This is a genomic window from Kitasatospora sp. NPDC101447, from assembly GCF_044767225.1.
Taxonomy (GTDB): domain Bacteria; phylum Actinomycetota; class Actinomycetes; order Streptomycetales; family Streptomycetaceae; genus Kitasatospora.
On the sequence record NZ_JBIWNL010000024.1, the window covers coordinates 37486 to 61746 of the forward strand.

The following is a 24261-nucleotide window of genomic DNA, read 5'->3' on the forward strand; positions in this document are numbered from 1 at the left end:
AGGAGACCCGCCACCATGCACCTGTTGACCTACCTCGCGGACGGCGACGACACCCCGCGCCTCGGCGCGCTGCTCGCCGGGGAGCGGGTCGCCGACCTCACCGCCCTCGCCGGCGCCGCCGGGGAACGACTGCCGGACGGCCTCCTCGGGTTGATCCGCGCCGGGGAGCCGGCGCTCGCCACCGCACGCCGGCTGGTCGCCGGGTCGCCGGACACCCGGCCGCTCGCCGGGGTGTCGCTGCGGGCACCGCTGCGCCCCGGCAAGATCGTCGGGGTCGGCCTCAACTACGTGGAGCACGTGGCCGAGTCCCACCGCACCCTGGACACCGACCGCGAACTGCCCGACCGCCCGGTGCTGTTCGGCAAGCCGTCGACCGCCGTCACCGGGCCCGGCCAGCCGATCCGGCACAACGCGAACCTCACCAAGCAGCTCGACTGGGAGTGCGAACTCGCCGTGGTGATCGGCGAACCCGCCTTCCAGGTCGACGAACGGGACGCCCTGCGGCACGTGTTCGGCTACAGCATCGTCAACGACGTCAGCGCCCGCGACCAACGCCGCTCCGGCCAGTGGTTCTTCTCCAAGGGCCAGGACAGCTACGCGCCCTTCGGCCCGGTCGTGGTGACCGCCGACGAGATCCCCGACCCGCAGCGGCTCGACCTCTCGCTGAGGGTCAACGGCGAGCTGCGGCAGGACTCCAACACCCGCCACATGCTGTTCGGCATCGCCCGGCTGATCGCCGACATCTCCTCCGGCGTCACCCTGGAACCGGGCGACGTGATCGCCACCGGCTCCCCGTCGGGCGTCGGCGCCGGCATGGTCCCGCCGCAGTTCCTGCAGCCCGGCGACCTGGTCGAGGCGACCATCGAGCGGATCGGCACGCTCGCCAACCCCGTGATCGACGCCCGCTGAGCCCACCCGCTGCGCGGCCCGGCCCGGCCCGGCCCACCGAGCCCGCGCGCGCCGGGCCGCCCGGTCCGCCGAGCCCGCGCCCCCGCCCCGCTCCGTCGCCCGAAAGGACCCTTCCCGCGATGTCGACGTACCGGATCGGCCAGATCGTCCCGAGCTCCAACGTCACCATGGAGACCGAGGTCCCCGCCCTGCTGCGGGCTCGCGAGGCGGTCGCCCCCGAACGGTTCACCTTCCACTCCAGCCGGATGCGGATGACCAGGGTCACCCCCGAGCAACTGCGCGCCATGGACGGCGAGTCCGACCGCTGCGCCGCCGAGCTCTCGGACGCCCGGGTGGACGTGATCGGCTACGCCTGCCTGGTCGCCGTGATGGCCACCGGCCCCGGCTACCACCGCGAGGCCGAACGGCGACTGCACCGGCGCACCGTGGAGAACGGTGCGCCGGCGCCCGTGGTCACCAGCGCCGGGGCCCTGGTCGCCGGGCTGCGGACGCTCGGCGCGGCGAAGGTCGCGATGGTCACCCCGTACCTGCGGCCGCTGGCCCGGACGGTGGTCGACTACCTCGCCGAGGAGGGCATCGAGGTGCTCGACCACGCCGCCCTGGAGATCGCCGACAACCTCGACGTGGCCGCCCACGACCCGGCCCGGCTGCCCGCGATCGCCCGCGGCCTCGCACACTCCGGGGCGGACGCCGTGGTGCTCTCCGCATGCGTGCAGATGCCCTCGCTGTCCGCCGTCGAGGAGGCCGAGCAGCAGCTGGGCAAACCGGTGGTGTCGGCCGCGATCTGCACCGCCCACCAACTGCTCCGCGCCCTCGGCCTGCCCGCCTTCGCCCCGGGGGCCGGGCAGTTGCTCTCCGGCGCCTACGCGGAGGTCTGAACCGGCGGGGACCGACGCTATGATCACCACCGGTCACCGGGTCGCCACCCGGTGGCCCGGTCACCGCCGATCGCCGGGGAGGAGCGCCCACGCATGTCGGAGACCACGCCCCGGCCGAGTTCCCTGATCCACACCGTCTACGGCGAGTTCGTCCGCCGCCTCGGCGGCTGGATATCCATCGCCGACCTGATCGCGCTGATGGCCGAGCTGGACGTCGACGGCCCGGCGGTCCGCTCGGCGATGTCCCGGCTGAAGAAGGCCGGCACCCTTCACCAGGAACGCCGCGCGGGCACCGGCTACCGGCTCGCCCCCGCGATGGAGCCGGTGTTCGAGGAGGGCGACCGCCGGATCTTCCACAGCCTGGAACCCGCCGAGCTCGCCGACGGGTGGGTGGTGGCGGTCTTCTCGGTGCCCGAGTCCGAGCGCGCCCACCGCCACCAACTGCGCTCCCGGCTGAGCTGGCTCGGCTTCGGCAACGCCGCCCCCGGCGTCTGGCTGGCCCCCGCCCGGCTGCTGCCGGACGCCCGCCGCCTGCTGGAGCGCCTCGGGCTGAGCGCCTACGTCCACCTCTTCCTGTCCGCCGAGTACGCCGGCTTCGCCGATCTCCGGACGGCGGTGGCGGGTTGGTGGGACCTCCCGGCGATCGAGGCGCAGTACGCGGCCTTCACCGACGCCTGGAGCCCGGTGGCCGAGGACCTGCGCGAGCCGGGCCCGCCGCGGGCAGCGGGAGCAGACGGCCCGCCGATGACACCGGACACGGACGGCCCGCCCCGGGCAGCGGGAGCAGGCGACCGGCCTCGGATCGACCCGGCCGAGGCGTTCCGCGCCTACGTCCCGATGCTCACCCAGTGGCGCCGCCTGCCCTACCTCGACCCCGGGCTGCCCGCCCCACTGCTGCCCGCCGACTGGAACGCCGTCCCGGCCCGGGCGGTCTTCGCCGAGTTGCACGGACTGCTCGCCGAGCCCAGCCTGCGGTACGTCGAGAAGGTCACCGGTCTGTCCCACCCCCAGGAGCCGTCATGACCCCCCAGCCCCCCGCCGATCTGCTGATCCGGGCCGCCGCCGTGCACACCCTCGTCCCCGGCGAGCCGCCGCGGCGCGCGATCGCCGTGAGCGACGGACGGATCACCGCGCTCTCCCCCGCCCCCGACGGCCTGGACGCCCTGATCGGGCCGGCCACCGAGGTCGTGGACGCCCCGGGCTCGACCGTGCTGCCCGCCTTCGACGACACCCACACCCATCTGATCCTGGCCGCCCAGAGCGTCCACGGGGTGCCCGTGCACCGGGCCCGTGACCTGGCCGGATTCCTCGACCTGATCCGCGAGCGCGCCGCCCGCACCCCTGCCGGGCAGTGGATCCACACCACGGTGAACTGGCAGGAGGTGCTGCTGGCGGAGCAACGGATGCCCACCACCGGCGAGTTGGACGGCGCCACCGCCGAGCACCCGGTGCTGGTGCGCCGCGGCGCCTACAACATGGTGCTCAACTCGGCGGCGCTGCGGCTGGCCGGGATCACCGAGGCCACCGAGGCCCCGCCCGGCGGAGTGATCGAGCGAGACGAGCAGGGGCGGCTCACCGGTCGGCTGATCAACCGGGCGATCGAGCTGGTCGAGCCGGTGCTGCCGAGCCCCACCCTCGCCGAGCGGATCGACGGCCTGCGCGCGGCCTCCGCGGACTACGCCGCCACCGGGATCGGCACCGTCCGCGACTGCCTCGTCCCGGTCGAGGACCTCGACGTGCTGGACGCGGCCCGGGCCGAGGGCGCCCTCGCCGTCCGGATGCGGGCGCTGGTCTCCGGCTTCGCCGCCCGGACGCCCGAGCAGGTCGACGCCCTGCTGGAGCGGATGGACGCCTGGCGCGCGGACGGCCGTGACGACGACCGACTCCGGCTCTGGGGCGTCAAGTTCGGCATCGACGGCGGCTTCGAGGCGGGCGCGATGGAGGAGCCGTACCAGGGGCAGCCCTGCTACCACGGCCGGCTGCTCTGGGAACCGGACGAGCTGCTCGCGGCGGTGGACCGGGTGGTCGAGCGCGGTTGGCGGGTCGGCGTGCACGCCTGGGGCGACCGCGGTCTGCGCGTGCTGCTGGACGTCTTCGAGCGGGTGCTCAAGCGCCACCCCGGCCTGCCGCCCGGCACGCTGGTGGTCGAGCACGGCGGCCTGGCCCGCCCCGACCAGCGGGCCAGGGCGATCGCGCTCGGCATTCCGGTGACCGTCCAGCACCCGCTGCTGCACGACGGCGCGCTCACCCAGCAGCGGGCCTGGGGCGAGGAGCGCACGGCCGCGCTCTTCCCGCTGCGCGAGTGGCTGGACGAGGGCGCGCTGCTCACCGGCGGCTCGGACTTCCCGGTCGGCCCGTACGGCGCGATGGTCTCGGTGTGGGGCATGACGACCCGGGGCACCACGGCCGGGATCGTCGGCCCGGAGCACGCGATCGACCGGTCCGAGGCGGTCGCGCTGCACACCGTGAACGCCGCCCGGCTGACCGGCGAGAGCGCCGTGCGCGGCAGCCTGCGACCGGGGGCGTTCGCCGACCTCACGGTGTGGCCGCTCGACCCGCTGGACTGCCCGGTGGAGGCGCTGCGCGACCTGCGGCCGACCCGTACGGTGGTCAACGGCCTTTCGGTTCACCTGTCCTGACTGTTCGTCAGGCAGCGACCAGCTCCCGCAGGTCGATGCCGCGGTGCAGCGCACGCAGGTCCTCGTGCAGGGTGGACGGCGGGACGACGAGCACGCCGCAGCGCGCCTGCTCCAGGCAGTGGCGGGCGACCGAGCGCCCGGTCATACGGCGCAGCCGGGCCCGCAGGCCGTCCTGCTCGCCGGTGCTGATCACCAGGAGGTCGCCCGGGCGGTCGGCCAGCTCGGTCAGCACCGCTCCGGCCTCGCCGCGCACGACCAGCGGGCGCACCGGCACCCCGATCGGGAGCCCGCCGAAGGCCTGTTCCAGCACGGCCGCCATCCGGGCGTCGGCGAGGTCCTGCCAGGCGCGCAGCAGCGGCGGGCACGGCCGCGCGCGGTAGTTGCGCTCGCCGCCGACCGGCGTCCAGGCGAGCACCGGGACCAGCACGGCCTGCCGGATCCGGGCCTCCTCCGCCGCTCGGTGCAGGGCGGTCAGGCTGTGCAGCGAGCCGTTGACTCCGACGATGACGCGGGCGCCGTCCGACATGATCCTTCACTTTCCGATGTCAAGCCTCAACAGTGTCTGCGATTATGCTGCCATGCTTTCGGGCTCGCCTGCAAATCGAAGGCATTAACTGAATGTCGCCTTGCATCATTCGGAAGGATCGGCAAACTCCGCGGGCCCGCCGTCCTCCCGCCGGACCTCCTGGAGCAGCCCCCAGGTGAAGTCCGCCGTCCACGCCCGCACCCGCCCGCCGGCGTCCGGAGCCTCGAAGTCCAGGCGGAACCTGGTCGGCGCACTCCCCTCCCGCGGTACGGCCGTCGGGAACGCTGCTCCGACGTCCCCCACCACACAGCCCCACGGCACCAGGTCGGCCACCGTACGCAGCTCGGGCGCCGGGACGCCCGGCGCCCGCACCAGCCACTCGTTCAGCACCGGTGAGCCGATCTCCGCCGGCCCGAGCAGGACCTCGAAGCGCAGCTCCGGCCAGAGCGGCAGCGCCCACTGCCGCGCGGTGCACGCGAGGTCCCCGATCCGGCGCGGCACGCTCGCCTCCGCCGGCCCGAGCACGGCGGCGTGGCGGGCCGCGCCGCGCGGGAACCGGGGCGCCCGGACCATCGCCTGCCACCGCTTGTTCGCCTCCCGCATCGAGGCCCGGTCGGCGCCCAGCCGCCGCACCGCGTCCTCGACCGAGCCCGGCCGGAAGTCCGCCATCCGGCGCAGCAGGACCAGCTGGAACTCGGTCACCCCGAAGCCGTTGATCGCCATACCCGCAGGCTACGACCCGGGACGACGGCCCGAGGCGATCGCCGGAACCATCGGTTCGAGCATGTGTTCGAATGAAGGCGTACGCTGGCCCCATGCACGGCACCGTCCCCCTCCAGCCCTCGCTGTTCGACGACGCGGACCGCGAGGGCGTCCACCTCGGCCCGCTCGACGGCCTGCGGCGGCAGGTGCTCGGCGACGACGCCTGGCTGGACGTGCTGCCGGGCTGGCTGCACGGCGCGGACGAGTTGTTCGAACAGCTGGCCGCCACCGTGCCCTGGCGGGCCGAGCGCCGCGAGATGTACGAGCGGACGGTGGACGTCCCCCGCCTGCTGGCCTCGTACCCGGCGGACGCCGAGCCGCCGCACCCGGTGCTCGGACAGGCCCGGGCAGCGCTGAGCCGGCACTACGCCGACGAACTGGGCGAGCCGTTCCGCACCCTCGGGCTCTGCTACTACCGGGACGGCCGGGACAGCGTGGCCTGGCACGGCGACCGGATCGGGCGCGGCGCGCGCGAGGACACCATGGTGGCGATCCTGTCCGTCGGCGAGCCGCGCGTCCTGGCACTGCGGCCCCGGTACGGCGGCTCGACGGTCGTCCGGCGCCCGCTCGGCCACGGCGACCTGGTGGTGATGGGCGGCTCCTGCCAGCGCACCTGGGAGCACGCGATCCCCAAGACCGCCCGCCCGGTGGGTCCGCGGATCAGCATCCAGTTCCGGCCGCACGGAGTCGCCTGAGCCCCCGGTCGGCCCGGCGCACCGTCCGTCCGCCGGAGCCCCCGGTCCGTCCGCCCCCGCCGCGGGCGCCGTCCGCCTCCGGTTGCCGCGCACCTGCCCGGCGCGGACGCTGACCAGTGGGACCGGTGGCACCAGGAGGGCGGCATGCCGAAGGCGGGCAGGTACCGCGAGGGCGTCCCGTGCTGGGTCGTCCTGACGACCCCGGACGCCGCGAGCGCGCAGCGCTTCTACGGCGCGCTGTTCGACTGGGAGTTCGTCCCGACCGGCCCCGCCGAGTCGGTCGCCACCCGGTACGGTGCCCAGGTCGCGGCCGTCGGACAGGACCCTGACCGGGCCCGGCCCGCCGCCTGGACCACCCACCTCGCCTGCGCCGACCTGCACCGCACCACCGCGCTCGTCCGCGCCGCCGACGGCCGGATCGTCCGCGAGCCGTACGAGGTGCCCGACCAGGGCCGGGCCGCACTGGCCGTCGACCCGCTCGGCGCCGCCTTCGGCCTCTGGCAGGCGGGCACCATCGAGGGCGCCGGCCTGGTGGACGAGCCCGGCGCCCTCGCCTGGAACGAGCACCTCTCCCCCGACCCCGACACCGCACGCGCCTTCTACCGCCGCGTCTTCGGCTACACCTACGACCGGCCGAAGGCGGGCCACACCCTCGCCCGGGCCGCCGGCCATCCGGCCTGCAGCATCGGCCCGTCCGCCGCCGGCGCGGACCCGACCGACCCGGCCGACCCGGCCGACCTGACCGACCTGACCGACCTGACCGACCTGACCGGCCCGACAGGCCCGACAGGCCCGACCGCCACCCGGGCACGCTGGCTGGCCCAGTTCGGCACCACCGACACCGACCGCGCGGCCGACCGGCTGCGCGCCCTCGGCGGAACCGTCCTCACCGGACCCGAGCCGACGCCGTACGGCCGCGCCGCGCTGGTCCGGGACGACACCGACGCGGTGTTCGTCCTGGTCTCCGTCCCTTCCCACGAGTCCGCGGAGGCGGCCTGAGATGACCGGTGACCAGCTCGACCCCGAGCACCGCTTCGCCGACCTCGTCCGGGAGACGGCCGGCCTCCCCGGTGTCACCACGCCGGCTCCGGGCCGCCGCTTCGGCTCCGACGCCCTGAAGGCGGACGGTCACATCTTCGCGATGCTGTCCGCCGGCCGCCTGGTCCTCAAGCTGCCGCGGGCCCGGGTGGACGAGCTGGTCGCGGCGGGCGAGGGCACGAACTTCGACGCGGGCAAGGGCCGCCCGATGCGCGAGTGGCTCGCCCTCGACCCGGCCTCCCCGCTGTCCTGGTCCCGACTCGCCCGCGAGGCGTACGCGTTCGTCCACCGGGAGGGCTGAGCCCGCCGCCCGCCGGCGGCCCATCACCGCGCGCATCAGTCCTTCACCGCCCCCGCCAGCCCCGACACCAGCCTCCGCTGCACCGCGACGAAGAAGACCAGCACCGGCACGGTCATCAGCGTGGACGCCGCCATGATGCCGCCCCAGTCGTTCTCGTCCGGCTTGAAGAAGACCAGCAGCGCCGACGGCAGCGTCTGGTTCCGCGTGGCGCTGATGATGAACGTCTTGGCGAAGACGAAGTCGTTCCACGCCGTGATGAAGGAGAACACGCTGGTCGCGGCGAGGCCCGGAGCCACCAGCGGCAGCAGGATCCGCCACAGGATGCGGGCGCGGCCGGCGCCGTCGATCTGCGCGGCCTCCTCGATCGAGACCGGGACGGCGGCGACGAACCCGCGCATCATCCAGATCCCGAACGGCAGGGAGAACGCCAACTGCACCAGGACCAGCGAGGCCAGGGTGTTCAGCCCGATGCCTGGGACGAACCGCCCGGCGTCCCGGAACATGAAGAACAGCGGGATGGTCAGCGCCTCGACCGGGATCATCTGGGCGATCAGGAACATCACCATGACGGTGGTGCGGAACCTGAACCTGAAGCGGGTCACGGCCACCGCAGCCAGGAACACCACGACCGCCGAGAGCACCACCACCGACAGCGCCACCAGCAGGCTGTTCGCGAAGTACCGGCCGAAGCCGTCCACGCCGAGCACCTGGCGGAAGCTCTGCAGCGTGGGGTGGGCGGTCCACGGCCTCGGGTCCAGCGACTGCACCTCGCCCTTGGGTTTGAAGGCCGAGAGCACCATCCAGTAGATCGGGAAGGCGGTGACGACGGCCAGCAGGACCGCGGCCGCGTCAGCGCCGAGCCGCCACCGACTGCGGGCGTTGCGAAGGGAGTTCACAGCTCGTTCCCCGTCCGTCGCAGGCTGCGGATGTAGAGGACCGTCGGGATCACCAGGATCAACAGCATGATCACGCCGATCGCCGCGCCCAGCCCGTACTGCGAGGAGGCGAACGCCTTCTGGTACGCGTACACGTTGAGCACCAGGTTCTGGCCGGCGATGCCGCCGCCTTCCGTCATGACGTAGATCTGGGTGAAGACCTTGAAGTCCCAGATCACCGACTGGATCACCACGATCGTCAGGATCGGCCGCAGCATCGGCGCGGTGACCCGGCGGAAGGTGGTCCAGGTGTTGGCGCCGTCCAGCGCGGCCGCCTCCAGGACCTCCTCCGGGATGGCGCGGATGCCCGCGTAGAGGGTGACCATCACGAACGGGAAGGAGTGCCACACCACCACGGCGCCGACGACCAGGAACGCTGTCCACTTGTCGTAGAACCAGTTGAACTCGTGAAAGCCCGAGAGCCCGATCCGTTCCAGGGTGTGGTTGACCAGGCCCAGGTTGGTGTCGAACAGGAAGCTCCACACCGTCGAGCCGGTCATCGCCGGCGCCGCCCAGGCGGCCATCGCCGCGGTGGTCAGCACCAGCCGCGGCCACCGGCCGACCTTGGTGAGCAGCACCGCGAGAGCGGCGCCGACGGCCAGGGTGGCGAGCACGCAGAACGCGGCGAAGCCGACCGTCTGCAGCAGCACCGACCAGAACTGGTCGTCCTCCAGGATCTGCGTGTAGTTACCGAGGCCGACGAAGGAGGTCGGTGCGCCGCCGGACGCCTGGGGCTGCCCGAAGTCCAGGACGGACAGCAGCCCGAGCTGGTAGATCGGGTAGCCGACCAGCGGGATCAGGATCACCGCGGCCGGCAGGAGCAGCAGCAACGGGGGCCTGCGGCGCCGGCCACCCGGGGGTGCGGCCGACGCTCTGCTCCCACGCCGCCGCTGCGGGGAGGGCGGCACCGGCGGCGCGGTCGTGGTGGATGCGGACACGTGCGGACCTGCTCTCTGTGACGAACCGGTAGGGGGACCGTCAAGGCGCGGCTGCCATGGCTCGGCTGTCGGCGCGCGACTGTCAGCGCGGCTGTCAGTGCGCGGCGAAGGCCGAGTCGATCTGCGCCGCGGCGTCGGCGGAGGCCCTGGCCACGTCCGCCTTGCCGGTGACGACCTGCTGGAGCAGCGTCGGGATCACCGACTGGGCGTCGATCTGCGCCCACGCCCGGTCCAGCGGCACGAACCTGGTGCCGGCCGCGATGGTGTCGGTGAACGGCTTCAGGAACGCGTCCTTGGCCGCGACCCTGCCGCTGACGGACGTCAGCGTCGGCAGGTTGCCCATCGCGTCGTACATCTGCTCCTGGTAGGCCGGACCCGCCAGCAGTTCGGCGAACTCGACGGCGAGCGTGCGGTGCCTGGCCGCCTTCATGACGCCCAGGTTGTTGCCGCCGGCGAAGGCGGGGGCGATGGAGCCGGCCTTCTCGCCGGGCAGCGGCACCACGCCGTACTTCCCCTTGGCCGCGCCCGCGTCCACCTTGCCGCGGTTGGAGTTGAGCAGGATCGCCATCGCCGACTTCCCGGCCGCGAACAGGTCGACGGTCTTGCCGCCGGTCAGGTCCGCGCACTGCTGCGCGGGGCAGCCGTCGGCGCCGAACAGGTCGGTGTAGCGCTTGATCCCGGCCTGCGAGGCGGGCGAGCCGATGGCCGCCTTGAAGGCGGTGCCGTCCTTGGCGGCGATGTCGCCGCCCGCGTCCCAGACGAAGGGCAGCGCGCCGAAGGTGTACTTGCCGCCGAGCGCGATGCCGAAGGTGTCCGGGTGCGCGGCGTGGATCTTCCGGGCGGCGGCGACCAGTTCGGCGTACGAGGTCGGCGGGGTGAGCCCGGCGTCGGTGAACAGGTCGGTGCGGTAGTACAGCGCCCGGACGCCGACCCACCACGGCAGTCCGTAGGTCCTGCCGTCCACCACGGCGGTCTTCGCGATGGCCGGGTCGAGGTCGCCCCGGTCCTTCCACCGGTCCAGCTCGGCGCCGATCTCGGCGAGACCGCCGGCGGCGACGTAGCCGGGCAGGTCGGTGTTGCCGAACTCGACCAGGTCGGGGGCGCTGCCGGGGTCGTTGAAGGCGCCCTTCATCTTGGCGGCGCGGGCCGAGGCGTCGGTGTCGATGTAGCTGACGTTCACGGTGACGCCCTGGTGGGAGGACTGGAACTCGCCGACCGCCTTGGCGATCACGGCCTCCTTGGCCGCGTTGCCCGCCTCGTTGTACAGCCAGACCTGCAGGGTGCCCGTCCGGTCGTCGCCGGCCCGGTCGCCCGCCGACGAGGCGGTGCCCGGCGCGCAGGCGGTGGCGGCCAGGCAACCGGCGGCGAGCACGGCGGCCACTGCGGTCCGTCCGGTGAGTCGCATGGTGGAGACCTCCCCTCCCGACAGCTGCCGCCGGGACGTGCGCCGCCGCGGACCGCTGACCGCGGGACGGGCACGTCGAAGCAGGCCCTGACCGGGGCCGATGGTGGGTGAAGTGGTGGGAGTGGGGCAGGGCGCAGCGCTCGGGTGGGGCGACGTCGCCTGCTCGATGGCAGGGACGTTAGGCGCGGGCGATCGGCGCCAACAAGAGGGGGTCGGCGAAAGTTTTGCACTGCACAACGTTGTGTCGAGGATGCGGCGTTCCGACCGCCAACGGGTACGTTCTGACCACCGCCACGGCCGGCGCCGCCGACGACGGAAGGCGGAGGAGCTGCGGCAGAACCCACCAGGGAACACACCCGGGAACACACCAGCAGGGAAACGACCCATGACGGAGACGGCACCCAGGAAGCCCGCGACCGAACGCAACCAGTCCTCCTCGCTGCGCCGCGCGCTCGCCGTCCTCGGCCACGTCCGCGACCACGGCGACGGGCGCGGCGTGCCGCTGGCCCAACTCGCCGAAGCCCTCGGCCTCAACAAGAGCACCGTGCTGCGACTGGCCGGTCCGCTGCTGGACGAGCACCTGCTCGACCGCGACCGCGAGACCGGCTGGTTCCGGCTCGGCCACGGCTCCCTGCGGCTCGGCCAGGCCTACCTGACCACCCTCGACCTGCGCAGCGTCGCCGCCGAACACCTGCGCCGGCTCCAGCGCGAGGCCGGCGAGACCGTCCACCTGACGGTCTGGCAGGCGCCCGGGATCGTCTACCTGGACAAGGTCGAGGACGAGACCAACGTCCGGATGGCCTCCCGGGTCGGCAGCCGGGCCCCGGCCTACTGCACCGCCACCGGAAAGGCGATCCTCGCCTGGCTGCCGGAGGAGGCCGTCACCGAGGTGGTCACGGCCGGCCTGCGCCCGATGACCGCCTGGACCATCTCGGACGAGAGCCGGCTGCGCGCCGACCTCGCCCGGATCCGCGCCCGCGGCTACTCCATCGACGACCGGGAGAACGAGCCCGAGGTGCGGTGCGTCGCCGCGCCGATCTTCGACCACACCGGGGAGGTGACGGCGGCGCTCTCCGTCTCCGGGCTCACCTCCCGGATGACGGCCGCCCGGGTGCGGGCGCTCGGGCCGGTCGTGGCGCAGGTCGGCCTGCGGATCTCGCGCGAGCTGGGCTCCGACCGGCAGCCGTCGTGAACGCGTCCTCGCTCGCGTTCCCGCGTGTGTTCCGGAGCGCGTTCCCGCGTGCGTTCCCACTCGCGTTCACGCGTGCCCTCCGGCGCTCCGTCAGTCCGAAGGCAGCAGCGCCCGCTGGTCCACCGGCGACGACAGGATCACCGAGGTGGTCGTCCGGCCGAGCACCGAGATCGCCTCGATCAGCTCCTCCAGGTGGGCGGTGTCCCGGGCGGCGACCTTGAACACCCAGCAGTCCTCGCCGATCACGTGGTGCACCTCCAGCACCTCCGGCCGGCTCAGCAGGTCCTGACTGCGCAGGTACTTCACCGTCATCCGGGCGTGCGGCGAGACCCGCACGAAGGCGCGGATGCCGTAGCCCAGCCGCTCCGGCGCGACCAGGGCCGCGTAGCCGGTGATCGTGCCGCTCGCCTCCAGCCGGCGCACCCGCTCGCCGACCGCGGCCGGGCTGAGGTTGACCCGCCGGCCCAGCTCGCTGAGCGTGATCCGCCCGTCGGACTGGAGCAGCTCCAGCAGCCCCAGGTCGACCGCGTCCAGACCCCCGCCGACGCCGCTCCGGGAGCCCACCGACGAATCGTCGGCCGAACCCCCGGACTGCCGTCGGTCTTTCGGTCGCAGCGCCTGAACTCCCATGATCACCCCTTCATCGAACCGCGCCGCACCATAACACTTGTGGGCATGGAAAACGTGCTCGTCATCGGGGGAAACCGCTACTTCGGACGGCAGTTGGTCACCCGGCTGCGCGACTCCGGAGTCCGGGTCAGCGTGCTCAACCGGGGCTCGACACCGCCGCCTCCCGGTGTCACCCGGCTCGTCGCCGACCGCACGGACGAGGCGGCGCTGACCAGCGCACTCGCCGGGCAGGACTTCGACACGGTGATCGACCAGGTCTGCTACACCCCGCAACAGGCCGAACTCGCCGTCCGCGCCTTCGCCGGACGGACCGGCCGCTACCTGATGACCTCCACGATCGAGGTCTACGACACCGGCGAGCCCCGCCCGGCGGACCGCCCGCTCGCCGAGTCCGCCGTCGACCCGGCCGAGTGGCCGGTCCGACTCGAACTCCCTTGGACTGAAGCCGAGTTCGTCGAGTCCTCGTACGGCGAGGGCAAGCGCCAGGCGGAGGCCGTGTTCACCCGCGGCGCGCCCTTCCCGTTCGTCACCGTCCGGCTCGGGCACGTCCTCGGCACCGCCGACTTCACCGGGCGGCTGGCCCACTACACCGAACGGATCGAGGCCGGCCTGCCCGTACTGGTGCACCCGGAGAACCTGCCCTCGTCCTACACCCACGAGGACGAGGCCGCCGCCTTCCTCGCCTGGGCGGCGGGCGAACGGTTCACCGGCCCCGTCAACCTCGCCTCGGACGGCGAACTGACCGCCACCGACCTCTGCGACCTGCTCGCCGCCGGCCGCCCGTACCGCACCGCCGTACCCGAACCCGGGCAGCAGGCCTCGCCGTTCTCCTTCGACCACTACTACGGCATGGACAACTCCCGGGCCCGCCGGCTCGGCCACCCCCTCTCGCACACCCGCGACTGGCTGCCCGGCCTGATCGCCGCCACCCGTGGACAGGAGCTCCCCGCATGACCACCACCACGACGACCCGCCTCCTCGGCACCGTCCGGACCAGCGCCATCGGCCTCGGCGCGATGCCGCTCTCCGTCGAGAACCGCCCCGACGAGGCCCGCGCCATCGCCACCGTCCACGCCGCGCTGGACGCCGGCGTCACCCTCATCGACACCGCCGACTCGTACCACTGGCACGCCGACGAGTACGGCCACAACGAGGAACTGATCGCCCGGGCCCTCGCCGCCTACGGCCCGGACGCCGACCGGGTCCTGGTCGCCACCAAGGGCGGCCGCGGCCGCCCCGGCGACGGCACCTGGACCGTCAACGGCGACCCGGCCCACCTCAAGCGCGCCTGCGAGGGCTCACTGCGCCGCCTCGGCGTCGAGGCGATCGACCTCTACCAGCAGCACCACCCGGACCGGAACGTCCCGTACGCCGATTCGCTCGGCGCCGTCCGGGAGCTCTACGAGGAGGGCAAGATCCGCGCGGCCGGCATCTCCAACGTCGACGTGGCGCAGGTCCGGCTCGCCCGGGAGATCCTCGGCGACGCCCTGGTCTCCGTCCAGAACGAGTACTCCCCCGCCGTCCGCAAGCACCAGCCGGTGCTGGACCTGTGCACCGAACTGGGCCTGGCCTTCCTCCCGTGGAGCCCCCTCGGCGGCATCGGCCGCTCCGCCGAACTCGGCGGGGCCGGCCGGGAATTCGCGGCCGTCGCCGCCGACCGCGGAGTCAGCCCGCAGCGCGTCGCCCTCGCCTGGCTGCTGGCCACCTCCCCGGTCACCATCCCGATCCCCGGCGCCAGCCGCCCCGAGACGATCCGCGACTCGGCCACCGCAGGGGAGTTGGTACTCAGCAGCGAGGAACTGGCCCGCCTGGAAAACGCGAATGGGGCCCGGCACCTCTGAAAGGCACCGAACCCCATCCGAATGTAGAGCGCCAGGCCCGGATTGCACGGACTCTTCCTACTGAAAGTAGGACGTGCTCTGGTAGCACCACTGACGCCTGACGAGGAATCATCTCCCTCGCGACAGGAGAAACATTAGCACCCCGACGAGCGAATACGGAATCCCGGGAAACACCCACCCGCAAACCCCACCCTCGGAAAGCACGAATGGGGCCCGGCACCCCTGAAAGGCACCGAACCCCATCCGAATGCAGAGCGCCAGGCCCGGATCGCACGGACTCTTCCTACTGAAAGTAGGACGTGCTCTGGTAGCACCACTGACGCCTGACGAGAAATCATCTCCCTCGCGACAGGAAGTACAGTACCAGCTCAGTGATCAGTCACCGAATCGGAGGCAAACCCTTCATGGACAGCGCACCATTCGAGGTCGTTCCGTACGCGCACGGGCGGTTGTCGGACGTGCACCGGCCGACCACGGGTGCCGCCGGGCCGGCTCCCGTCGTCCTGCTCTGGCACGGCAGCGGCCCGAACGAGCGGGATGTGCTGCGCCCGTTGGCCCGGGAGGCCGCCGCCCGCGGGCTGCTGGTGCTCGTCCCGGACTGGAGTTGCCGGCAGGCGGACGGCGGCGCCGCCGAACTCCGCGCCTCCCTCGCCCATGCCCGCCGTATCGCGGCCGATTTCGGTGGGAATCCGGCGCGCCTCGTGCTGGCCGGCTGGTCGCTCGGCGGCCGGGAGGCGATCGCGCTCGCCACCCACCCGGACACCCCGGCCGAACTCCGCCCCAGCGCCGCCGTCGGCATCGCCTCGCAGTACACCGACCCGGCCGTCACCACCGGCGACGCCCCGATCGACCACCTGGCCTCGGGCCCCTCCCCGGTCCCGATCTGGCTGGTGCACGGCACGGCGGACGAGATCGTGGACGTCGAGCACACCCGCAAGCTGGCCGCTGCCGTCCCGACCGCCGCGCTGCTCGAACTCCCCACCGATCACGCCGGCGTGGTGATGACCGCCTACAGCCCCGAGGCCCGGCGCTGCCTCCCCGCCACTGACGCCGACACCCTGGAGGCCGGCCGCCGCACCGCCGCCGTCCTCGCCGAGGCGGCCGGTCTGTCGTGACACGGGGGGGCTGTCGTGGCCGGACGGGACGATCGGCTGGTCCGCCGCCACCGCGAGGTGGGCGACGGCGGGTACGGCACGGACGGCTGCCCGCTCCGGCCGTTGCGGCGGATCGCGGGTCACCGGCTGTGATCCACCGGCTGTGATCCACCCGCCGTCACCCGCCGGTCAGTTCCGCGCCGCCGGCGCCCACCGACGGTACCCGTGCTCCAGCGTCCGCAGGTCCCGGAGCAACGGAGGGTGCGGGACCGCCAGCACCGGGCAGGTCGCGTGCCGGACGCAGTAGGCGGTGACCGAGGGGTGCACCAGCCGGGCGAGGCGGCCGCGTTCGCGCCCGGCGCCGAGGACGAGTAGGTCGCCGGGGCGGTCGGCGCACCGCACCAGGGTGTGGCCGGTGTCGCCCCGGACGGCCTGGCAGCGGAGTCGGACACCCGCGTACCGGCCGGCGAAGGCCTCGTCGAGGGCCTGCCGCAGCCGGGCCACGGCGTCGTCGCGACCGGCGGTGATGACCGGCGGGCAAGGGGTGCGGCGGTAGCCGAGTTCGTCGCCCGGCGGCGTCCAGCAGAGCACCGCGAGCACCTCGGAGTCCGTACGCCGGGCCTCGGCGACGGCGTGGTGGAGGGCGGCGAGGCTGCCGAGCGAGCCGCTGAGGCCGACCACGAACCGGCCCTCGTCCGCACCGCCGGCCTCGCCGGCCACGCCCGCCGTGCCCGCCATGCTGTCGACGCCGTCCGCGCTGTCCGCCATGCCCCGCCCCTGCCTCTCCTGCCGCACCCTCGCCGCGGCCGAACCGGTCGAAGCGGCCCGACCGGCGGACCATCCGCGTGCGAGCGCTCCGTCGCACCTCAGCAAAACGCCCCGCGACCGCGCGCCCGCCGCCCGTTGACGAGGCCCTGACGCGGAGCTTGCCGTTCCGTACGCGTCCCTGATGCCGAGGAACCCCGCATCAAGGGAAGCCGCGCCGAAGAACCCCGTGCCGAGGGGACCGCGCCCCGGACGCCGCTCGCTCAGGCCTGCGGGGGCTCCGCCTCCCAGAGGTCCGCGAACATCCGGTCGAGGTGTTCCTCGCCGATCGGCGGGACCGGCAGCGGGTGGGTGGCCTGGGTGCGGAAGCCGTCGAGGAGGAGGGCGAGGTAGCGGCGCCAGAGGTCGGGGCGCAGCTCGGTGGTGGCGGGCAGGGCGCGGCAGAGCGGGCCCAGCAGGAACAGCAGGTCCATGGTGCCCACGTCGCGGCGCATGGTGCCCTGTTCCTGGGCGCGGGCGATGAGGCCGCCGACGGTGGTGGCGTGCTGCCGACTGATCTCGATCATGCCGGGGATGACCGGAATGGCCTGGGTGACCAGGTCGTTGATGCCCTGGTCGGCGGCGACGAGTGCGAAGATCTGCTCGAAGTACCGTTCGAGGCCGGTCCAGGCGTCCTCGGCGGAGAGCGCTTCCTCCCCGGCGGCGGCCAGGCCGGCGCCGACGTCCGCGAACACCTCGCCGATCAGTTCCTCGCGGGTCGGGAAGTGCCGGTAGAGGGTGGCGTTGCCGACGCCGGCCTCCTTGGCGATCTGGTCCAGCGGCACGTCCAGGCCGTGCCGGGAGAACATGTCGCGGGCGGCGGCGAGCAGCAGGTCGCGGTTGCGCTGCGCGTCTCGCCGGAGCCGTCCCGGAGGGTTCGCGCTGCTCGGTGCCATGCACCCGACCCTAGCAAGCGCGCGGTCGGGGACGGCGTGCCGTCCGGCGGCTCCGCCCCCCGTCACCGCGTGCACGCCGCCGGGTCACACCCGCACCTCCTGTCACGTCTCTCAATTACCCTACGGAGTCGTCGAGTCCAGGATGATCGGGGGAAGTCATGGCGAGGGTGACGGAGTTGCGGTACTACCCGGTGAAGGGGTGTGCCGGGGTCTCGGTGGAGCGGGCCGAGTTGACCCGGGCGGGGTTGGCCCACGACCGGGCGTTCATGGTGGTGGACGAGGGGGGCGTGTTCCGTTCCCAGCGCCGGGACCCATTGCTGGCCGCCGTCCGTCCGGCGGTCGAGGACGACGGGCGTCTGCTGCGACTCGCCGCCGCGGGGGTGGAGCCGGTGGCGGTCGGGGTCGATTCCGACGGGCCGCGCCGCGAGGTCCGGTTGTTCGGCGCACCGTTCCTCGGCATCGACCAGGGCGACGAGGCCGCCGGCTGGCTGTCCGAGGTGCTGGGTGCGCGCAGCCGGCTGGTCCGGGTGCCGCCCGAGCACGACCGGGTGACGGACGGCCTGACCCCGGGCACCTCCGGCTACGCCGACAGCTGCGCCGTGCACCTGCTGTCCCGTTCCACGCTGGACGGCTTCAACGCGGTGTCCGGCGCTCCCGCGTTGTCCGCGGAGCGGTTCCGCCCGAACCTGGTGGTGGACGGCTGGTCGGAGCCGCACACCGAGGACCTGACCCGACGGATCGCGGTGGGCGGCGCCGAGTTGGGTTACGCCAAGCTGGCGATCCGCTGCGCGGTGACGATGGTGGACCAGTCCAGCGGTGCCAAGGTCGGCCCGGAGCCGTTGCGGACGCTGGCCCGGTACCGCAGGGCGGCGGCGGGCGGGGTGGCGTTCGGCAGCAAGTTCGCCGTGCTGCGGCCGGGCACGCTGCGGGTCGGGGACGAGCTGGTGGTGGAGGCCTGGGGGCCGTCGGAGCTCTGACCGGCGCTGCGCCCGCGAAGGCCGGGCACCTCCGGGGTGCGGCAGGGCACGGCGGGCACGGCGGTGATCCGGCGGGTCATGAGGGGTACGGCAGTGGTCCGGCAGCGGCGCCGCGGCGGTACCACGGTGACCCCGGCGGGGAAGTACGCCGGGGCCACCGCCGTACCGGGAGGGTCAGCAGCTCTGGTCGACCAGGTAGAACGTGGCGTAGTGGTCGCCGGTGTAGTAGTCCTCCTGGTCGTTCTGGCCGGTCACGATCCGGCGGGCGCCGCGGGTCGGCGAGCCCGGGGTGACGACGGTGTACTCGTGGTAGTACCCGTAGTACTCGCTGGGCAGGACGTGCTCTCTGTTCTGGAAGACCACGCCGTCCTGGGAGTAGGGGAACGGCCCGTCGGAGGCGATCAGGTCGAGGGTGTCGGCGGCCTCGGACGGGAGTGCGGAGAGGCACACCGAACCACTGACGGCGTGCGCGTCGGTGGCGACGGCGACCGGCGCGAGGGTCATCAGGGCGACGGCGGTGACGGCGGCAGCGCGGGACTTCCACGCGCGTAGAGTGCGAGTCATGTCCCCCAGTGTGGCGATACACCGTCAACTCCGGAAGCCCTCCTTCCAAATGTTAACCAGCGGGTAACTCCCCTTTACCTGAGGCGACTTGGACCGTATCCCGACCGCATCGACTCTCCTCCGGCGCCGTCCACGAACCATCCCGACGGTTCAAGGGTCGACCGCCATCGAACTGGCGTCGACGCCGTCCCGCCCCGTTCCGCGGGCTCTCGCCGCGCCCTGACCGCGCCGCATAGAGTGACGGATCACGACGGACCGGAACGATCTCTGACGGGGTGGGCATGGCGGCGAACGAGGACGACGACAAGGCGCGGACCACCCCTCCGGCGCCCGCCGCTGCGGCGCAGGCCGCATCGGCCGGACACACCACGCCGACCGCTCCCACCGCGCACCAGCTGATCGGCCTGCTGGTCGACCCCGGCAGCTTCCGCTACTGGGACGAACCTCCGCCCGGCCCGCCCGCCGACCCCGACTACCGCGCCTCGCTCGACCGGGCCCGCGGGCGCACCGGCCTGGACGAGGCCGTCCTCACCGGCCGCGGCCTCATCGACGGACGGCCGCTCGCCCTGGTCGCCTCCGAGTTCGGCTTCCTCGGCGGCTCGATCGGCGTCGCGACCGCCGAGCGGATCACCCGGGCCGTCGAACGCGCCACCGCCGAGCGCCTGCCGCTGCTCGCCCTGCCGGTCTCCGGCGGCACCCGCATGCAGGAGGGCTCCGCGGCGTTCCTCTGCATGCTGCGGATCACCGCCGCCGTCCAGGCCCACCGCGCGGCGGGACTGCCCTACCTCACCTATCTGCGCAACCCCACCATGGGCGGGGTCTTCGCCTCCTGGGGCACCCTCGGCCAGCTGGTGTTCGCCGAACCGGGCGCCCGCCTGGGCTTCCTCGGCCCGCGGGTGTACGAGGAGCTGCGCGGCGTGGAGCTGCCGCCGGATGTCCAGCGGGCCGAGACGCTGGCCGCGCGGGGACTGGTGGACGCCGTCGTCCCGCCGCAGGAGCTGCGCGAGCTGGTGCGCCGCACGCTCGCTGTCCTCACCGCGACGCCGCCGCCTCCCCCGGGCGCCCCTTCCACCGACACCCCTTGTACGGACACCCCTTATACGGACACGGCCGCGGACACCGGCACGGGCACCCCTCCGGCGGAGGCCCCCGACGCCGCACCCGGGCGCCCGGACGCCTGGGACTCCGTCCGCCGTACCCGCCGCCCCGACCGCCCGGGCACCCGCGAGCTGCTGCGGCGCACCACCGAGGAGCTGGTGCTGCTGGATTCCCCGGGTGGCCGCGGCGGCGCCCTGGTCCGCGCGCTCGCCGTCCTCGGCGGCCGGCCCGTCCTGGTGGTCGGCCAGCAACGGCAGTCCGCGGAGCACGAGCGCCCGTTCACCGCGGACGATCTTCGGGCCGTCCGCCGTACCGCGCGCCTGGCCGAGCAGCTCGGGCTCCCCCTGGTGACCGTGGTGGACACAGCGGGGGCCGAGCTGTCCGCCGAGGCCGAGCGGGACGGCATCGCGGTGGAGATCGCGCACTGCCTGACCACCCTGCTCGCACTGCGCACCCCCGTCCTCGCGGTGCTGCTCGGCCAGGGCTCGGGCGGCGGAGCGCTCGCACTGCTCCCGGCCGACCGGGTGCTCGCCGCCGGTCACGCCTGGCTGGCGCCACTGCCACCGGAGGGCGCCTCGGCGATCGTCCACCGGGACGGCGTGCATGCCGCCGAGCTGGCCCGGGCGCAGGGGATCGGGGCGCACCACCTCGCGGAGGTCGGGCTCGTGGACGAGGTGGTCCCGGAGCTGCCGGACGCGGCCGACGAGCCGGAGGCCTTCTGCGCCCGGCTCGGACACGCGGTCGGCACGACGCTCGGCACCCTCGCGGCGTCCACCGAGACGGACCGGCTCGCGGCCCGGGCGGTACGGCACCGGCGGCTGGGCGACCTGCGCTGACCGGGCCCGCTCGGAAGTGGGTGTGACCTGCGGCGATCGCGCGCTCCGGGTGTGGTGCCGGTCTCAGCACCGGGTTGATCGTCTGTACCCAAAGTGCTCCCGCAGGACCCGCGGGTGACGGCTTCCGGGACTCAAACGGTGAGTGCGCTCACACGGAATCAACGTCCACGACGGACTGTAGTAGGCCTGCCCGAACCATCGGCCCGATCGGCCCGCCCCCCGAGCCCCCCACGTCGGCACACGTCAGAGCCGGTCCGCGCGCTCCGCGCGACCGGCCCTTCGAATCCACGGCGGCCGCTCGCCTACGACTGTCGGTCGTAACGAGAGGGTCTTGGCGGTGGCCGATCCGGTCTGTCAACAATGGCTCTCGTCGCCAGCCACACCGGCTCCTGTCCCGCCGGTGAATGGCTTGTCGCTGAGTCACGCCCCGCAACCGTTTCGGCCCCTGTCCGGCCGTGGTCCTGGGCGGGGCGTGACTCGGCCCAACCTGATTGAGGTCTTCTTCTTCATGCCCGCTTTCAAGCTCCGTATGCGTACTTCGGCCGCGATTCTTGCCGGCGCCGCCGGTCTGACCGCCCTGGGCGCCGGTGTCCTGCCCGCCACCGCCAACGCCGCCACCGTGTCCCCGAAGACCATCGCCGCCCAGATCGTCCCGGCGAGCCAGCTGGCCTCGTTCAACCAGATCATCTCCCACGAGTCCAGTTGGAACGTGACCGCGACCAACCCGAGCTCGGGCGCCTACGGCCTGGGCCAGGCACTGCCGGGCTCCAAGATGGCCTCGGCCGGTGCCGACTGGAAGACCAACCCCAAGACCCAGATCAAGTGGGCCTACGACTACATGAACTCCCGCTACGGCAGCCCGAACGCCGCCTGGTCCTTCTGGCAGAACCACCACTGGTACTAAGCCGGACCCCATCGGCTCACTGATTCCCTCCTGCCCCTGACCACTCCCCTCACCCCGGGGGTCGGACAGGGACCACCGGGGTGCCCGAGAGGGCCCGGACCCGCGCGATCCGCGGGCCCGGGCCCTCTCGTGGTTCCCCGGGCACCCCCGGCCTGCCGCGACGACCCTTCCGCTACGGCCCGCCCCGCGTTGAGGCCGCAAGCCGACAGCCGGAAGCCGGGAGCCCGCCGGGTGTCACAGCTCCCCCGTCAGCCCCAGCAGCTCGCGCATCCGCGTGTACTTGGCGGCCAGCCGCTCGGCGGTCGCCCGGTCCAGCGAGGCCAGCCGGGCCGGGTCGGAGTTGTGGGCCAGATCGGCACGCTTGACCAACAGCGCGCCCGGCGTGGCCAGGATCCGCGCGGTGTACTCCTCCAGCGGCTCCTCCGAGCGCCGGGTGAGCGCGTCCACGATCGTCTTGGTCTCCTCGGACAACGCGGCCCCCGCCAGCCATTCCCGGCTCAACCGGTCGTCCTCGACCGTGTCGTGCAGCCAGCCCGCGGCGATCTGCGCCTCGCTGCCCCCGCGGGCGGCCGTCCCGTGCGCGACCGCCGCGATGTGCTCGCCGTACGGGTGGCCGTTCTTGTCCACCTGCCCCCGGTGGGCGCGGCGTGCGATCGCCTCCACCTCGGACAGGCTCAGGTACTGGTCCTCCACGGTTCACCCCTCGCGTCGCCCCTCGGCTGCTCGCCCATCGTAGGCCCGTGATCGCCGGGCCGGCGGCCACTGGTTTACTGCCCCGGGGGTTCAGCGGCTCAGGGGGTCCACCGGCTCGCGGGTCGAAGCCTCCGGCGGGCGACCCCCGCCGCACCCGGCAGACACGTCCGAGCGATCCGAGGAACCATGCCATCCCTGCATCCGCTGCTGTCCGGCTTCGCCCCGATCTGGGCGCTCACCGCGGTCGGTTACCTCGTCGGCCGCACCGGCCTGCTCGGACCGCACGCCGAGGCGGTGCTCAACCGGTTCGTCTTCCACGTGGCGATGCCGGCCGCGCTCTTCCTGATGATCGCCCGCACCCCGCTGGGGCGCTTCGCGAACCCGTCGATGCTGGCCTTCGCCGCCGGCACCGCCGTCGCGACCGGCCTCGGACTGCTCGCCGGGCACTTTCTCTTCCGGCGCAAGCCCGGCGAACTGGCGATCGGCGCGATGGCCTCGGGGTACGTCAACTCCGCCAACCTGGGCATCCCGGTGGCCGTGCAGGTCGTCGGTGACGCCTCCTTCGTGGCGCCCGTGGTGCTGTTCCAGATCCTGCTGGTCACCCCCGCCGTCCTCGCCGTGCTGGACGGTGGCGCGGCCGGCCGCCGGGCCCTGTTGACCCTGCCGGTGCGCAACCCGATCCTGCTCGCCACCGCACTCGGCGCCGTCGTCTCGGCGACCGGGGTGCACCTGCCCGCCGAGCTGAATCGTTCCTGCGAACTGCTGGGCGGCGCCGGCGTGCCGACCGCCCTGATAGCCCTCGGCATCTCGCTGCACAACCGACCGCCGGCGGACGGCCGTTCCCGGCGGGCCGAGGTCGGACTGACCGTCGCGATCAAGACCCTGCTCCAGCCGCTCGTCGCACTCGCCGTGGCCGGCCCGCTGCTCCACCTGCCCGCCCACCAACTCCTCACCGTCGTCCTGTTCTCCGCACTGCCGACCGCGCAGAACGTGTACACCTATGCCCGCGAGTACGGGCAGGGCACGGTGCTCGCCCGGGACGCGGTGCTCTGGTCGACGCTGGCGTCGATGGCGACGCTGTCGGTGATCAGCTGGACCCTCGGGCCGGCGTAGGCCCCGCCTCCCCCTGGCGGTCCTACGCTCACCTGGCTCACATGACCGCCAAGACGCCCCCTACCGGTCCTGACGGGCGGCGGCGACCACCCCGGTCATGGCCTCCAGGAAGCGCCGGGCCGTGGCCAGTTCCGCCGGGTCGAACCGCCGCATCTCGGCGAGCAGATCGCCGATCAACCCGCCGAAGAAGCCCTGCCCCAGCTCCATCGCCCGCTCCTCCACCAGCAGCCGCACCCTGCGCCGGTCCTGCGGGTCGCGCTCGCGGCGGATCAGCCCGAGCCGCTCCAGCCGGTCCACCAGAGCGGTCGTGCCGGCCGAGTTCAGGTGCAGCGCCTCACCGAGCCTGCCCGGGGTGACCACCTCCCCGGCCCGGGAGGCGTCCAGCAGGTGGATCAGCGCGCGCAGGTCGGTCGGATGCAGACCGTTGCGGGACGCGAACTCGGCCCCGAAAAGGTCGAGTTCGACCGTCAGACCGCGCAGCAGGTGGACCAGCCGCATCGGTTCCTCAGCTTCGGACACCCTGTCGTCCTCCCTCGGGCAGGCCCGTGTCATGATTCTCTCGATCAGCGAGATAGTTGTTGAGCGAGGTACTC

Annotated in this window: 26 protein-coding genes; 15 read left to right on the forward strand and 11 right to left on the reverse strand. The window is 73.5% G+C overall.

Annotation, left to right across the window (positions count from 1 at the left end; all coding sequences use genetic code 11):
- Positions 1-15 precede the first annotated feature (15 nt).
- The 4 genes from ACIRST_RS28280 (at position 16) to ACIRST_RS28295 (ending at position 4426) form a co-directional block, all read left to right on the forward strand.
- The gene (locus tag ACIRST_RS28280) at positions 16-909 is read left to right on the forward strand and encodes a fumarylacetoacetate hydrolase family protein (RefSeq protein WP_350524741.1); all 894 of its coding nucleotides are present in this window, start codon (positions 16-18) and stop codon (positions 907-909) included.
- A 119-nt stretch (positions 910-1028) separates the two neighbouring features.
- Complete coding sequence (locus ACIRST_RS28285; RefSeq protein WP_350524742.1) at positions 1029-1787, forward strand: Asp/Glu racemase; 759 nt, start codon at positions 1029-1031, stop codon at positions 1785-1787.
- A 93-nt stretch (positions 1788-1880) separates the two neighbouring features.
- Positions 1881-2810, forward strand: coding sequence for a PaaX family transcriptional regulator C-terminal domain-containing protein (locus ACIRST_RS28290; protein WP_402805285.1), 930 nt, complete (start codon positions 1881-1883; stop codon positions 2808-2810).
- On the forward strand, positions 2807-4426 hold the full coding sequence (locus ACIRST_RS28295) for an amidohydrolase (protein ID WP_402805287.1): 1620 nt from the start codon (positions 2807-2809) through the stop codon (positions 4424-4426). Before ACIRST_RS28290 ends, ACIRST_RS28295 begins: the two co-directional genes overlap by 4 nt.
- Positions 4427-4433: 7 nt before the next feature.
- Here the strand turns inward: ACIRST_RS28295 and ACIRST_RS28300 are convergent, their stop codons facing one another.
- Complete coding sequence (locus ACIRST_RS28300) at positions 4434-4952, reverse strand: universal stress protein (RefSeq protein WP_350524745.1); 519 nt, start codon at positions 4950-4952, stop codon at positions 4434-4436.
- A gap of 105 nt (positions 4953-5057) precedes the next feature.
- Positions 5058-5675 carry a hypothetical protein gene (locus tag ACIRST_RS28305; RefSeq protein ID WP_402805290.1) on the reverse strand — a complete coding sequence of 206 codons (618 nt, stop codon included), beginning with the start codon at positions 5673-5675 and terminating at the stop codon, positions 5058-5060.
- 92 nt (positions 5676-5767) lie between these two features.
- Between ACIRST_RS28305 and ACIRST_RS28310 the strand changes: the two genes are divergently transcribed.
- The 3 genes from ACIRST_RS28310 to ACIRST_RS28320 all read left to right on the forward strand — a co-directional run bounded on the left by ACIRST_RS28310 (position 5768) and on the right by ACIRST_RS28320 (position 7748).
- Positions 5768-6409, forward strand: a complete 642-nt coding sequence (locus tag ACIRST_RS28310) for an alpha-ketoglutarate-dependent dioxygenase AlkB (protein ID WP_402805293.1) — start codon at positions 5768-5770, stop codon at positions 6407-6409.
- Between the two features lie 144 nt (positions 6410-6553).
- Entirely contained in the window at positions 6554-7408 is an 855-nt protein-coding gene (locus tag ACIRST_RS28315; RefSeq protein WP_402805295.1) for a VOC family protein, read from the forward strand.
- 1 nt (position 7409) lies between these two features.
- On the forward strand, positions 7410-7748 hold the full coding sequence (locus ACIRST_RS28320) for a hypothetical protein (RefSeq protein ID WP_402805298.1): 339 nt from the start codon (positions 7410-7412) through the stop codon (positions 7746-7748).
- Between the two features lie 35 nt (positions 7749-7783).
- On the opposite strand, the gene ACIRST_RS28325 is transcribed toward ACIRST_RS28320, so the two are convergent.
- The 3 genes from ACIRST_RS28325 to ACIRST_RS28335 form a co-directional block, all read right to left on the reverse strand.
- Positions 7784-8644 (reverse strand): carbohydrate ABC transporter permease, encoded by an 861-nt coding sequence (locus ACIRST_RS28325; protein ID WP_402805300.1) that lies wholly within the window; start codon positions 8642-8644, stop codon positions 7784-7786.
- Positions 8641-9621: a carbohydrate ABC transporter permease gene (locus tag ACIRST_RS28330; RefSeq protein ID WP_402805303.1), complete on the reverse strand. Its 981-nt coding sequence runs from the start codon at positions 9619-9621 to the stop codon at positions 8641-8643. The genes ACIRST_RS28325 and ACIRST_RS28330 overlap by 4 nt, the downstream gene beginning before the upstream one ends.
- Before the next feature lie 94 nt (positions 9622-9715).
- On the reverse strand, positions 9716-11026 hold the full coding sequence (locus ACIRST_RS28335) for an extracellular solute-binding protein (RefSeq protein WP_402805306.1): 1311 nt from the start codon (positions 11024-11026) through the stop codon (positions 9716-9718).
- A 385-nt stretch (positions 11027-11411) separates the two neighbouring features.
- On the opposite strand from ACIRST_RS28335, the gene ACIRST_RS28340 reads away from it, so the two are divergent.
- Positions 11412-12218 (forward strand): IclR family transcriptional regulator, encoded by an 807-nt coding sequence (locus ACIRST_RS28340; protein WP_350524753.1) that lies wholly within the window; start codon positions 11412-11414, stop codon positions 12216-12218.
- 90 nt (positions 12219-12308) lie between these two features.
- On the opposite strand, the gene ACIRST_RS28345 is transcribed toward ACIRST_RS28340, so the two are convergent.
- A complete protein-coding gene (locus ACIRST_RS28345) occupies positions 12309-12848 on the reverse strand; it encodes an Lrp/AsnC family transcriptional regulator (RefSeq protein WP_350524754.1) in 540 nt (179 codons plus the stop codon).
- Between the two features lie 45 nt (positions 12849-12893).
- Here ACIRST_RS28345 and ACIRST_RS28350 point away from each other — a divergent pair, with 45 nt between their 5' ends.
- From ACIRST_RS28350 to ACIRST_RS28360, 3 genes are all read left to right on the forward strand, one after another.
- Positions 12894-13802, forward strand: coding sequence for an NAD-dependent epimerase/dehydratase family protein (locus tag ACIRST_RS28350; RefSeq protein ID WP_402805309.1), 909 nt, complete (start codon positions 12894-12896; stop codon positions 13800-13802).
- A complete protein-coding gene (locus tag ACIRST_RS28355) occupies positions 13799-14689 on the forward strand; it encodes an aldo/keto reductase (protein WP_350524756.1) in 891 nt (296 codons plus the stop codon). The genes ACIRST_RS28350 and ACIRST_RS28355 overlap by 4 nt, the downstream gene beginning before the upstream one ends.
- Positions 14690-15093: 404 nt before the next feature.
- Positions 15094-15804: an alpha/beta hydrolase gene (locus tag ACIRST_RS28360; RefSeq protein WP_402805312.1), complete on the forward strand. Its 711-nt coding sequence runs from the start codon at positions 15094-15096 to the stop codon at positions 15802-15804.
- Positions 15805-15972: 168 nt separating this feature from the next.
- On the opposite strand, the gene ACIRST_RS28365 is transcribed toward ACIRST_RS28360, so the two are convergent.
- Both ACIRST_RS28365 and ACIRST_RS28370 read right to left on the reverse strand, forming a co-directional pair.
- Positions 15973-16551 (reverse strand): universal stress protein, encoded by a 579-nt coding sequence (locus tag ACIRST_RS28365; RefSeq protein ID WP_402805315.1) that lies wholly within the window; start codon positions 16549-16551, stop codon positions 15973-15975.
- A gap of 260 nt (positions 16552-16811) precedes the next feature.
- A complete protein-coding gene (locus tag ACIRST_RS28370; protein ID WP_350524759.1) occupies positions 16812-17483 on the reverse strand; it encodes a helix-turn-helix domain-containing protein in 672 nt (223 codons plus the stop codon).
- A 158-nt stretch (positions 17484-17641) separates the two neighbouring features.
- Here ACIRST_RS28370 and ACIRST_RS28375 point away from each other — a divergent pair, with 158 nt between their 5' ends.
- A complete protein-coding gene (locus ACIRST_RS28375) occupies positions 17642-18460 on the forward strand; it encodes an MOSC N-terminal beta barrel domain-containing protein (RefSeq protein WP_350524760.1) in 819 nt (272 codons plus the stop codon).
- Positions 18461-18634: 174 nt separating this feature from the next.
- On the opposite strand, the gene ACIRST_RS28380 is transcribed toward ACIRST_RS28375, so the two are convergent.
- Positions 18635-19024 carry a ribonuclease gene (locus ACIRST_RS28380; RefSeq protein WP_402805318.1) on the reverse strand — a complete coding sequence of 130 codons (390 nt, stop codon included), beginning with the start codon at positions 19022-19024 and terminating at the stop codon, positions 18635-18637.
- Between the two features lie 281 nt (positions 19025-19305).
- Between ACIRST_RS28380 and ACIRST_RS28385 the strand changes: the two genes are divergently transcribed.
- Positions 19306-20958: a carboxyl transferase domain-containing protein gene (locus ACIRST_RS28385; protein ID WP_402805321.1), complete on the forward strand. Its 1653-nt coding sequence runs from the start codon at positions 19306-19308 to the stop codon at positions 20956-20958.
- A gap of 529 nt (positions 20959-21487) precedes the next feature.
- Positions 21488-21862, forward strand: coding sequence for a transglycosylase SLT domain-containing protein (locus ACIRST_RS28390; RefSeq protein WP_350524762.1), 375 nt, complete (start codon positions 21488-21490; stop codon positions 21860-21862).
- 234 nt (positions 21863-22096) lie between these two features.
- Here the strand turns inward: ACIRST_RS28390 and ACIRST_RS28395 are convergent, their stop codons facing one another.
- On the reverse strand, positions 22097-22555 hold the full coding sequence (locus ACIRST_RS28395; protein WP_402805325.1) for an HD domain-containing protein: 459 nt from the start codon (positions 22553-22555) through the stop codon (positions 22097-22099).
- A gap of 186 nt (positions 22556-22741) precedes the next feature.
- Here ACIRST_RS28395 and ACIRST_RS28400 point away from each other — a divergent pair, with 186 nt between their 5' ends.
- On the forward strand, positions 22742-23668 hold the full coding sequence (locus ACIRST_RS28400) for an AEC family transporter (protein WP_402805327.1): 927 nt from the start codon (positions 22742-22744) through the stop codon (positions 23666-23668).
- A 60-nt stretch (positions 23669-23728) separates the two neighbouring features.
- Here ACIRST_RS28400 and ACIRST_RS28405 read toward each other — a convergent pair whose 3' ends face one another.
- Complete coding sequence (locus ACIRST_RS28405) at positions 23729-24166, reverse strand: MarR family winged helix-turn-helix transcriptional regulator (RefSeq protein WP_402805435.1); 438 nt, start codon at positions 24164-24166, stop codon at positions 23729-23731.
- Between the last annotated feature and the right edge of the window lie 95 nt (positions 24167-24261).